This window comes from Pseudomonas sp. MG-9, from assembly GCF_018729515.1.
Taxonomy (GTDB): domain Bacteria; phylum Pseudomonadota; class Gammaproteobacteria; order Pseudomonadales; family Pseudomonadaceae; genus Aquipseudomonas; species Aquipseudomonas serboccidentalis.
The window spans coordinates 249,893-262,311 of sequence record NZ_JAHHZH010000005.1 but is presented as its reverse complement, the minus strand read 5'-3'; the positions used below and the strand labels follow the sequence as shown (position 1 = coordinate 262,311).

Sequence of the window (12,419 nt, the reverse complement as noted above, 5' to 3'; positions counted from 1 at the left end):
ATGGATACTCTTGGCTATTTGGGTCAGGGTTTCGGCGTCGCGCTGAGCCCGTACAACCTGGTGACCGCGCTGTGCGGCACGCTGATCGGCACCGTCGTCGGCCTGCTGCCGGGCCTGGGCCCGATCAACGGCGTGGCATTGTTGATCCCGATCGCATTCGCCCTCGGCCTGCCGCCGGAATCGGCGCTGATCCTGCTCGCAGCGGTGTATCTGGGTTGCGAATACGGCGGTCGGATCAGCTCGATCCTGCTGAACATTCCAGGCGAAGCCTCCACCGTAATGACCACCCTGGACGGCTACCCGATGGCCCGCAAAGGTCTGGCCGGTGTTGCGCTGTCGCTGTCGGCGTGGAGTTCGTTCATCGGCGCGTTCATCGCCACCTGCGGCATGGTGCTGTTTGCCCCGCTGCTGGCGAAATGGGCGATTGCCTTCGGGCCAGCGGAATACTTCGTGTTGATGGTGTTTGCGATTGTCTGCCTCGGCGGCATGGCCGGTGACCGACCGTTGAAGACGTTTATTGCGGCGCTGATCGGGCTGTTCCTGTCGACGGTCGGCATCGACGCCAACAGCGGCGTATACCGCTTCACCGGCGACAACATTCACCTGACTGACGGCATCCAGTTCGTCGTGCTGGTGTTGGGCCTGTTCTCGATCAGCGAAATTCTTCTGCTGCTGGAAAAAACCCACCACGGCCAGGAAGCGGTGAAAGCCACCGGCCGGATGATGTTCAACTTCAAGGAAGCGGCGTCGGTGTTCGTCGTGAACCTGCGTTGCGGCGTACTCGGCTTCATCATGGGTGTATTGCCGGGGGCGGGGGCGACCCTTGCCAGTGCCGTGGCCTACATGACCGAGAAACGTCTTGCCGGCACCAGCGGCAAGTTTGGTGAGGGTGACGCCCGTGGCCTCGCCGCACCGGAAACCGCCATCGGCGGCGCCGCCTGCGGTGCGCTCGTGCCGATGCTGACCCTCGGCGTACCCGGCTCGGGCACCACGGCGGTAATGATCGGCGCCCTGTCGCTGTACAACATCACCCCGGGTCCACTGTTGTTCCAGCAACAACCGGACATCGTCTGGGGCCTGATCGCGTCGCTGTTCATTGCCAACATCATGCTGGTGATCCTGAACATCCCGATGATCCGTATCTTCACCCGCATCCTCGCCGTGCCGAACTGGGCACTGGTGCCGGTCATCGCGATCATCACCGGGATCGGCGTCTACGCGGTGCACGCCACCACGTTCGACCTGTTCCTGATGATCGGTATCGGCATCTTCGGCTACATCCTGCGCAAGCTGGATTTCCCGCTGTCACCGCTGCTGCTGGGGTTCATCCTTGGCGAACTGATGGAGCAGAACCTGCGTCGCGCCCTGTCGATCTCCAACGGTGCGCTGGAAATCCTCTGGTCGAGCCCGATCACCGTCGGCTGCTGGGTGCTGACGGGGATCATGCTGCTGATGCCGATCATCCGTATCTGGCGCAAACGCGCGGCCGCGCAACGCGCCATCGCCGATGTCTGATCGCTCCTCCCTCAGAAGCTGGTGGGCCACACCGCTGGTCGGTCTGCTTGGCGGTTTTATCGCCAGCCAGATCGGCTGGCCTCTGCCCTGGATGGTCGGCTCGTTGCTGGCGATCATCCTGGTGCGCTGCCTGACCCCGTGGCAACTCACGGAAATCCCCGGCGGCCGCAAATGCGGCCAATGGATCGTCGGCATAGGCATCGGCCTGCACTTCACCCCGCTGGTGATGGAACAGGTACTGAGTCATTTCGGTTTGATCTTCTTCGGTGCACTGGTCACCAGCCTGTCGGCAGTCGTCGGCGTGTGGTTGATGCGCCGCACCGGCGAGGATCGCGCTACGGCATTTTTCTCGAGCATGCCCGGCGGCTCCGGGGAGATGGTCAACCTCGGCGCGCGCAATGGCGCGATGCTCAGCCATGTGGCGGCGGGGCAAAGTCTGCGGGTGCTGGTGGTGGTGCTGTGCGTGCCGGCTGCGTTCAAGTACCTGTTGGGCGACGGCACGCCGATTGCCCACGCCGGCAACGTAGATTGGCGCTGGCTGGCGATTCTGTTTCCTGCAGGTGCCCTGCTCGCCTGGCTCTGGCAGCGTCTGCGTCAACCCAATCCCTGGCTGTTCGGGCCGTTGCTGGTCAGTGCGACGGTGAGCATTGCCTGGGATTTGCACATTGGCTTGCCCGACGGCGGCAGCCAGATCGGCCAGTGGCTGATCGGCAGCGGACTGGGCTGTCACTTCAACCGACAGTTTTTCCGCCGCGCGCCTTCATTCATGGGCCGTACGTTGATCGGCACGGCGCTGACCATGTTGATCGCGACCCTGGCGGCGCTGGGCCTGAGCGCGCTGACCCATCTGGATCTGCGTTCGCTGACGCTGGGCATGATGCCCGGCGGGATTGCCGAGATGAGCCTGACGGCGGAAACCCTGCAACTGTCGGTGCCGCTGGTGACGGCGATGCAGGTGATGCGGCTGCTGTTTGTGCTGTTTCTGGCGGAGCCGTTGTTCAAGTACTGGAACCGTAATCCCGAGTAACACCGAGTCGACTTCATCGCGAGCAGGCTCACTCCTACAAGAGAACACATTTCAATGTAGGAGTGAGCCTGCTCGCGATGAGGCCCACCCGTTCAACACTCAAACGGGCGGCAACCGCCACTCGATCGGCGCCTCACCATTCTGCTCCAGAAACTTGTTGGTCCGGCTGAAATGTCCGCAGCCCAAGAAGCCGCGATAAGCCGACAGCGGCGACGGGTGCACGGAGGTCAGCACCAGGTGCTTGGTCGCATCGATCAGCTTCTGTTTACTCTGCGCATGCGCGCCCCACAGCATGAACACCAGATGCGGCTGCCGCTCGCTGACCAGTTCAATGATCCGGTCGGTGAAGAACTGCCAGCCCTTGTCCTTGTGTGCGTTAGCGTTGGCACGCTCGACGGTCATGGTGGTGTTGAGCATCAACACGCCCTGATCGGCCCAGCTCTGCAGGTAGCCATGGTTGGGGATGTCGATATTCAGGTCGCGTTTCAACTCTTTATAGATGTTGACCAGCGACGGCGGAGCCGGCACACCCGGCTGCACCGAGAAGCACAAGCCATGGGCCTGGCCCGGACCGTGATACGGGTCCTGGCCAAGTATGACGACTTTCACCTTGTCCAGCGGCGTGGAGTTCAGTGCGTTGAAAATCAGCGGTCCCGGCGGATAGATTTCCTTGCCGGCCGCACGCTCCTGCTGCAGAAAGTTGCGCAACTCTGCCATGTAAGGCTGGTCGAACTCAGCACGCAGTGCCTCCTTCCAGCTCGGTTCGAGTTTGATACGGTCGTCAGCAGTCATGGTTACATCCGGCGAAAACAATTGGGGCGAACCCTAGGAAACCCGCCCATGCTTGTCAATTGATCTGACGCAGATCCGGCACTTTCCCACACAGCGATCATACTGATCGTTCAAATTCCCGATCGAGGTCACGATGAATCTGCACTTCGAAGAACTCACCGGCACCGACGGCGCCCGCCTCGGGATCGCCAGCCTGGATGCTGAAAAGTCGCTCAACGCGCTGTCCTTGCCGATGATCAACGCCCTGAGCGACAAACTGAACGCCTGGGCCAAGGATCCGCAAATCGTCTGCGTACTGCTGCGCGGCAATGGCGCCAAGGCGTTCTGCGCCGGCGGTGAAGTGCGCAGCCTGGTGGAGGCCTGCCGCGCCCACCCCGGTGAAGTCCCGCCACTGGCCGCGCAGTTTTTCGCTGCGGAATATCGGCTGGACTACAGCCTGCACACCTACCCCAAACCGCTGATCTGCTGGGGCCACGGTTACGTGCTCGGCGGCGGCATGGGCCTGCTGCAAGGCGCGAGCACGCGGATCGTCACGCCGAGCAGCCGTTTGGCGATGCCGGAGATCAGCATTGGCCTGTATCCGGACGTGGGCGCCAGTTGGTTTCTCTCGCGGCTACCCGGCAAGCTCGGGCTGTTCCTCGGTTTGACGGGTGCGCACATGAACGGTCGTGATGCGATCGATCTGGATCTGGCCGACCGCTTCCTGCTCGACGAACAGCAGCCGGAACTGATCGAGGGCCTGCTGCAGTTGAACTGGCAGGAACAGACCGACGTGCAGCTCAACAGCCTGCTCAAGGCCTTGCAACAGGAAGCCGTGGCGCAACTGCCCGAGGCGCAGTGGTTACCGCGTCGTCAGCAAATCGACGAACTGCTCGACGTCAGCGATGTGGCTTGCGCCTGGAAAGCCATCAGTCTGCAGCGTGACAGCAGCGATCCGCTCATCGCCCGAGCGGCCAAGACTCTGAGCGAAGGCTCACCACTGACCGCGCACCTGGTCTGGGAACAGATCATCCGCGCGCGGCACATGTCCCTCGCCGAAGTCTTTCAGATGGAATACACCTTGAGCCTCAATTGCTGCCGGCATCCGGAGTTCAGCGAAGGGGTGCGGGCGCGCTTGATCGACAAGGATCAGAAACCGCACTGGCACTGGCCGGACGTCAGCAGTGTGCCGGATGCGGTGGTCGAGGCGCATTTTCACAAGGTGTGGGAAGGTCGGCATCCGCTGGCGGATCTGACGCAATATTAATTGGCAACTGCCCGCGATAGTCCCGCTTGTCGCCTATCGCGGGCGCGCTCTAACTGAGCTTATTAAACTTCAACATTCAACTCGTAAAACTTAACTATTTCCGCAATAGCGATTGACGACTCCTCGTTATTCTTAATCAAGATATCCTCCACATCCCTTAACGGAGGAAGAGGATGCAAACGTTCAGCAATTTCAGTGGCAGTATAGTCCTGAGTCGCTTTACCTTCGCCTCTAACCCTTATATAGCCGATGGCGCTTTCCCCTCCAGAAAAATGATTGGACACTCGCATCTTCGGTAAAACACCGTAATTCACAACTATTACCAGATCATCACCTTCGCGATGGAATTTTAATTGCCCGACATTCAAGTCAACATCTGAAAAATCGATTCCATCAATACCACCGCCCGAGTTATCAATCACGTCCCTGCCAAGACCATCATAATTATAAACATCATCGCCCGCCCCGCCCGACAACGTGTCACTACCTGGTCCACCCAGCAGCACATCCTCGCCAGAGCTACCAGTCAGCAAATCATTACCGTGACCGCCCACCAGCGGCAGCGTTTGAGCATCTCGAATAGATTGGGCGGTCGTCGCATTATCAATGACGACGGCATTATGGTAAGTATCCGGGGCAGGGCCCAGTTGACTACACTCCAGAAGAGTCTTCAGGCTGGCGCTGGTGCCGTCGGCAAACCTTATGAGTTCGATCCCGGAGCCCTGGAGATCCCCTGCATTGGGTAAAACGATACGAACCTGCTGAGTCCCCCATTTAATATCGAGGGTCGAATAGAGCATCTTCGCCCGAGGTGGATGGCGATAGTTGTCACGTGACGGATTGGGGGCCAATTCGATATTGACTGTTTCAATCAACACCGCCCCCCAACTTAATTGCAGCTCGTCCAGCCTTGCCCCATCTGGAAGAATGACTACATCTTGATCGATCAGCCCATACTCGTCTTTCCATCCCGTCACACCGACTTCCGGGCGGTGAAAAACAGGATTCAGTACATCCGCAATAATGGTCGTTGCGCCAGCGTGTGCTTGCACAGTGTAGGTATCGGCACCATTTTCACCGTAGAGCCAATCAATCCCTGAACCGCTGATTAAATAATCGGCCCCCTCGGATCCGAGCAACGTATCGTTGCCCGCTCCAGCCGATAGTATGGCCCCCGGTAATCTGTCATTTACCGAACCATAATCAAGTGGCGTAAGCGCATAAGCGACTATCAGGTCATCACCCTTACCGCCATGAAAGGTATTCCCGACTTCCAGGTTCACTCGTCCGCCGCCGGCGTCACCTTGCACAGTCTTGTGCTTGATGGTTTCGGTCTTTACATCCCGGCGAAATTCTTTACGAACAGTTTCGCCAGAGTTGAAGCTTCCTGCAGGATAAATGTACCAACCTTCGATAGTCCCTGACTTTTTTCTATCCTCTACCAGCACGTCTCCCGCTTTAAACGAAAACCCGCTACCCGAACCAGATCGATAATATTGAGGTTTGTGGTTCGATGGGTTTACTGCCCCCTCAGCCTTTGTATTTTTGAAACAGGAGTGGGATGCAGAGCTCGTCTGCCTATCGCTGAACACAGCACTGCCAGATGGAGCGTTCATCCACTGCGGGGTGTCAGACAAGGATCCGTTTTCGATGCTTTCGTCAATCAAGTCGGTATAAGTGATGTAACCCGTATCAGTCGTGACAATGTTATTTCTGACCCAGACACCTTGATCATTGAGGGTGAAACCCGTGGCTTGCCTGTTTTTCGAACGCCTTCCTTGAGTTTCCCCAAGGAATTTTTCCACCCCTTCAATGCCATTACCCAATTCCGCCTCATTTCCTTCGCTCGAAACATCAATGGCTGACTCGACAGGAACGCTTGCGATACCGCTGTATTCACTCGTGTCTTCTGTTTCTTCTATGTCTGCCTTGTCCACCACTTCCATTACCGGCGGTTCGATCACAATTACCGGAGCAAGCGTTTTCTTGATGACATCCTGGTAGCTCAAGACCACTCCATCACTGAAACTGAAAGTTGAGTCTCGCCACGTCTCGTGATTTTTTATCAGAACGGCGTCACCCACTCCATTCGCCAGCCGCAATACCAGACCCATTTCATTTTCGATAATTTCAATCGTCAGATTATCCGCAAAAAAACCGGCTCCGAACTTCATGACATTGTTGCCACCGGCGTCTACAACTACATCAAGCCCATCACCGGCTCCGAAATAGTAAATATCATCCCCGTCCCCCGCTTCCAGGTAGTCGTTACCGGCCCCGCCATCAAACACATTATTTCCTGAGTCACCGCGCAGATAGTCCACACCCTCCCCGCCAAATAACGTGTCGTTTCCACCGCCGCCCAGCAACGTGTCGTTGCCTGAACCACCGTCCAGATAATCTGCACCCTGTTCGCCTTCAGGCGTCTGCTCGTAGTCGCCAGACATCAAGTCATCGTCAGCACCGCCGTAAAGCGTATCGGCGCCCAAGCCCCCCCACAGGATGTCGTTTCCGGCATCGCCTCGAATGAGGTCATCGTGGGTGCCGCCGGATTGCAGGTTTGGCTGGTCGCCATCCAGAGCATCAGCGCCCGGCCCGCCTATCAGTGTGTCGGAGCCACCCAATCCCTGGAGCGTGTCGTCACCTATACCGCCATCAAGGAAATCGTCACCGTGGTGGCTAATCGGATGGTCGTAGTAATCGCCAACCAGCTCGTCATTTCCTGCCCCACCAAACAGCAAATCATCAGCACCGCCGCCCCAAAGGGTGTCATCGCCCGCACCACCGTCCAGAAAGTCACGTCCGAAGAAATGGGTAGCGTCACCCGCCACACCATCCAATACGTCGTCATCACCCTTCAGGACATCATTGCCGGGGCCGCCATACAAGACGTCGCTACCGCCGTTGCCAGCGAGAGCGTCGTCGCCGCTGCCGCCCTCCAGCAGATCGTTGCCATGGTGTTGGCTTTGGAGTCCTCCACCCCAATCAAGGTTGTCTCCGAACAATGTGTCGTTGCCACTGCCGCCAGTCAGAGTGTCGTTGCCCCCGTCGCCGCTCAGCTGATCATCTTCAGTTCCGCCATCCAACACGTCCTCGCCCCAACCGCCCCTGAGAACATCTTTCCCGCCTTGGCCGTACAGAACGTCGTTGCCTCCTTCCAATGCATCTTTCACGGAGGATTTGTCGAAGGTGGTGCGCAAGCTGATGACACCTTGGGCAAGAACGACTTCATGTCGTTTATATTTCCAGTTTTGCTCCAGGACCCCAGTCGTATCGTCACCGTGCAAGAAGTCATCACCCGCCCCCCCAGCCAGTGTGTCTCGACCGTTGCCACCGAGCAGCACGTCTCCAGAGGCAGTACCCACCAGCAGATCATCGCCTTGCCCACCATCCAGCCAATCGCCACGACCGACCTTCCCCTTAGCGACACCATCAGCCAGAGCTTTTTCGAGGGTTGACTGTTTGTCTCCAAACAATCGATCGTTTCCAGCTTGTCCGAACAGTCGATCGGAGCCACCAAGCCCAAGAAGGACGTCGTCTTTGGGGGATCCGTAAAGTGCGTCGGCCTTATTTCTCTGTTTTACATTTGGCAACAGCACAACGTTGCCCAAGTCATCGTATGAAAGCTGATCACCGGGAACACTGGGGTCCGTATCTGCGGCTTTCCAGTCACCCTGGATAATCAGATCCGGAACTGAAAAGGTTTGGCCAACGAAATCAGGGAGCTGAATACCCAGCATCCCCGGCCTGTAGTGCTTGATTACAATCAGATCGCTCTGGCCGTAGCGGATGTTCAGTGTGTTTTCTACGAGTTCTTCAATGAGCGTCAACGTTATGGATCGGTCTTGCGTGAACCATGTGTTGCTCAGAAGAGCACTGCGTGTGAGGGCGGGAATCGGATGGCCATTTATCAATAACTGTCCATCAGCATTTGCGTCGAAAATTTCATCGATTCCGTCACCACTGTCAAACGCATACCGATCATTACCCTCGCCACCGATCAGAGAATCGTTACCCTTGCCGCCGATCAAAACATCATCACCCGCCATCCCGTATAGCGCGTCATTGCCGTCGCCACCGCTTAACGAATCGTTACCGCGAGCACCTTCGATAACGTCATTACCTGCCAGTCCACTGATCGAGTCATTGCCCGCACCGCCATACAGATGATCGGCATTTATCGCGCCACCGAAAGATCGCCCTCCGTCGTCACCGAACATCACCAACGAGTTGGATGCGCCAGTCGTCATGGGCGCCTGTTTGCCAGACCCTATATCCGAATAGGAAAACTTCTGCAGTGTGTTTTCCCCGAACCAGCCATGGGTTCTGGAAATCAACCGGGCCAACATTTCTGCGCGATCAGAAATCCATTGTTCAGTAATAAAGCCTTCACCCGTGGCAGGATCATAGAGTTCCAAGCCGCGACCGGGAAAACCGTCATCTTTTTCTATGACTATTTCACTTAGTTGTTTCAGAGAATTGCGCAAAGACTGACCAACCGGTGTGTCCTGCACGGCGAGGTTCGCCCATGCTGTAGCACTGCCATATTCGCTGATGGTCTTGGTAACGATGCTTTGGGATTGAGTCGGTGTAAGCGCTGAGAAAAATGCGTACGCATTGGACGCGAACGTTTCCTCGGTGGTGGGCGCGGCATTAGAGTCTCCGTCGTATGTTCGCTTGAACATGTCAAAAAAAACATTTACGCCATATCGCAATATCAGATCAACGATGGGCGAAATGGGTGTGCCTTTCACCACATGCTGGATTAATGGGTTGATGTTCCCACTGGCCATTGCAATTTTGATTTGCTCAGGCACTACCGAATACACGCTCTCAAGCACATTGAGACCAAAGTTATCGATCGCTGCGCGAAGGCCGACACCGTATGAATCGATGGCAAATAGAATATTTTTGAAATCGTCGAATCTATTAACCTTAGCCAGTTCATGACTGCCTTTGATTTCTGAGTTGGGGTCGCCTGCGGAAATTAATCTCCAGGTTTCATACGGGGGTTTTCCACCTAACAGGCTGAAACCGATGGTTCCTGACCAACCTGCGTTACGGCTTGTAGCTGTATCGTCCTTACCCACGCCATCAAGGAATAAAACCCTTCCAATGGCACTCGCGTCAATACCTGCGATTTGGCTGATTAAAGGAACTGTCCATGGAGCTAAATCGTCCTTAACTGATCCATATAACAGCGTATTCATAAAATTTACAGCAACCTGATTAGAGGATTTCTGCATTTCCGCCTTAGTGAATTTTTTACCTAATCTAAGTCCTCCCTGCCGCATGGTGTAGGCGCGAATTAAAGCAGAGTAGGCACCTCTCCCGCCATTGGCATCGACAGCCACATCTAGCCAGAGCTTGGCACTTTTAAAAATATCCAACACATCTTGTTCAAAAACCTCATCATTGGCAATTTTCCTGCCAATAACACTTGATAATAACTGATAGAAAGAAGCACAATTCTGTCCCTCTATCGCTACCGCTTCATATCGACCCTTTTTTTCATCAAATAGCATCCCACCACATCCATTCGCGGAATGAAAAATAGCTGTCTTTTCAAAATCACTGAAAATATAGCTCATTGTTACTTCCCTGTAATTATCGAACGAGAAAGGTAGTCACTAACAAATTTAAGCGCTTCTGGTGCACCTCTTAACGAACTCGTATCCAACCCGACTCGTCCGTCCCCCCCTGAAAAATCAAATCCATGGAGCTCGACCACGCACCAAGACTGTAAGCCTCCAAAATCCAAGTTCTCCAACTGCACTTTGTTTAGCAGCAACAAACTTGCACGACCCAAACCAACCTCTTCAGCCTTTGAACTTGAATTCAAACCATCGCAGAAAATAATTCGCGGCGTCCCATCATGCCGCCGCCAATCGTGCATAACAAAACCCGTAATGGAAAAATCATTTTTTGAACTAGGTGGAGGAGCATCAAGCCACAGTTCTAACCCCGGATAATTTTTAAGTTTTACAATCAAATCATCCGGCCAATCAACATGCCGCCCACCCATCCTGTGCGGCTCAGTGGGCGTCTTCCGGGTATAGAGCCTGGCCGCAACCTGGAAATAACCCCAACTGGAAGGCTTTTCTATCCCGCTCAGTTCGTACTCCGTAAGGAGTTCGGTTCCCGTCCACCAAAACGAACCCTCAAGAACATCTGCAATGCATGAGCCGTCACTCTTCAATGTCGATCCGAAATAAAATCCGGGTATCCGAGTTCGATCGAGCAAGCTCCCGCCCCGGATAGGAACCTGCTCCATACCCGCCAGTTTTTTACTACAGTCTCCTTGTTCCTTTTGATAAATCGCCCTGCGTTCTGCCGCCTCCTCCCACTCATTATAAAAATCCACCACCCAATAGCACACCAGCAAAACCAGACCATACTTCAGTAAGGCTTTACAACGTCTTAAGGCTTCCTTGCGTGACATCTTAAACATTTCAAATCTCCATTTTAAAACGACGAAAAACTCTAGTTAGAATCGGCCAGCCATCGCATCTTCAAAAACTTGAAAATAACCATTCAGACCAGCACTGACATCAAAACTGTTTGCCGTTAGCCTCGCAGCTTTTCTGATACATTCAAAATCACTGGGATAATTTAAAACCCTGCATACACTGGCAGCTATTGATTCAATCTGGAAAAAGTCGACAAGAACCCCATTACACCCGTGAACAACAACCTCCTTCACCGGAGCTGTATCAGAAGCGACTACCACACAGCCAGATGACATGGCCTCCAATAAGGACCAAGACAAAACGAACGGATACGTCAAGTAAACGTGCACCTTTGAAAGTTGCAGAACAGCTCTGTACTCCCGGTAAGGCAGCTTCCCCGTAAAATGCACATTGGAAACATCGCAACTCACCTCCGACAACATGCGCTCTCGCCAACTCTTATATCCAACAGGCATCCGCCCATAGCTGACTTCATCTCCGCCAACGATGACTATTTGTGCGGCTGGATACTCAGCCTGAATATGGGGAACGGATCTCATGAAAGTATGAAATCCACGATAGGGTTCGAGGTTTCTCGCGACGTACGTCACTATTGGCTGACATGCCTTAATCACACACCCACTGGGTAATGTTACAGCCGCAATCTTTCCAGCATGAGACGTTTGAATAACACCCTCATGAATGACACGAATTTTAGACTGATAGATTTTCGGAAAAAGACCTCGTTGCCACTCTGTTGGCGCAATTCCAATATCACACTGCTCCAGATTCAACAGATGCATCGAGTTCAGAACTCTTAGTCTTGACGACGTGTCCGACGCACAGGGAAATTCAGGGTCAAAACCTGAGTCTGCCCCCTGCGCTCGATAATAATATTCACAGAGGTGAATCAGTGGCGCATTCGGGTATACATCCTTGATAAATAACGTTTCCCCCCATCCGGGATGAGCAAGAATCACATCGGGTCGATAACCCTGTTGTTTGAGTTTCTTCAACAAGCCGAAAACACTCTGCCCATCCAACACAGCCGTTTGATATCCATGTAAATAAGGATTGCTACTATTCGAGTCTCTTATTGAAGACCGATACCGAAGCAGTTTTACCCCGGCAATACCCGGTGCGGTATCACGTCCAATTGCAAGTATGTTGAAACGTCTCCGTAGCGTTTCCAACGCAACATGACGAAATTGACCAGGAAAATTCTGATGAATAATAAGTAAATTCATACCTGAAAAACTTCCGTGTTTATATAGCCCAGCAAAATTGAAGTCTTCCAACATCAATAGGTGTATAAAAACGCTAACAAACATTCAGAAATAAAACTGTAGGAGGCTTCCGAGAACGGCCTAGGAGATGGAGCAACCCACAC

General features: G+C 54.4%; 7 protein-coding genes. 3 read left to right on the top strand and 4 right to left on the bottom strand.

Features of this window, described 5'->3' with window-relative positions:
* Window positions 1-1,515: a tripartite tricarboxylate transporter permease gene (locus KKQ10_RS15055; protein ID WP_127649732.1), complete on the top strand. Its 1,515-nt coding sequence runs from the start codon at window positions 1-3 to the stop codon at window positions 1,513-1,515.
* On the top strand, window positions 1,508-2,542 hold the full coding sequence (locus tag KKQ10_RS15050; protein WP_127649731.1) for an AbrB family transcriptional regulator: 1,035 nt from the start codon (window positions 1,508-1,510) through the stop codon (window positions 2,540-2,542). Before KKQ10_RS15055 ends, KKQ10_RS15050 begins: the two co-directional genes overlap by 8 nt.
* A gap of 99 nt (window positions 2,543-2,641) precedes the next feature.
* Here KKQ10_RS15050 and ung read toward each other — a convergent pair whose 3' ends face one another.
* The gene (gene ung, locus KKQ10_RS15045; RefSeq protein WP_007963257.1) at window positions 2,642-3,334 is read right to left on the bottom strand and encodes a uracil-DNA glycosylase; all 693 of its coding nucleotides are present in this window, start codon (window positions 3,332-3,334) and stop codon (window positions 2,642-2,644) included.
* A gap of 133 nt (window positions 3,335-3,467) precedes the next feature.
* Between ung and dspII the strand changes: the two genes are divergently transcribed.
* On the top strand, window positions 3,468-4,580 hold the full coding sequence (dspII, locus tag KKQ10_RS15040) for an enoyl-CoA hydratase/isomerase DspII (protein WP_215501550.1): 1,113 nt from the start codon (window positions 3,468-3,470) through the stop codon (window positions 4,578-4,580).
* 62 nt (window positions 4,581-4,642) lie between these two features.
* Here dspII and KKQ10_RS15035 read toward each other — a convergent pair whose 3' ends face one another.
* Genes KKQ10_RS15035 through KKQ10_RS15025 form a run of 3 tightly spaced genes read right to left on the bottom strand, consistent with a single transcriptional unit; the run spans window position 4,643 to window position 12,276 of the window.
* Window positions 4,643-10,171, bottom strand: a complete 5,529-nt coding sequence (locus KKQ10_RS15035) for a calcium-binding protein (protein WP_215501549.1) — start codon at window positions 10,169-10,171, stop codon at window positions 4,643-4,645.
* A gap of 2 nt (window positions 10,172-10,173) precedes the next feature.
* On the bottom strand, window positions 10,174-11,031 hold the full coding sequence (locus KKQ10_RS15030; RefSeq protein WP_215501548.1) for a hypothetical protein: 858 nt from the start codon (window positions 11,029-11,031) through the stop codon (window positions 10,174-10,176).
* Between the two features lie 36 nt (window positions 11,032-11,067).
* Window positions 11,068-12,276, bottom strand: a complete 1,209-nt coding sequence (locus tag KKQ10_RS15025; RefSeq protein ID WP_215501547.1) for a glycosyltransferase family 4 protein — start codon at window positions 12,274-12,276, stop codon at window positions 11,068-11,070.
* Window positions 12,277-12,419 lie beyond the last annotated feature (143 nt).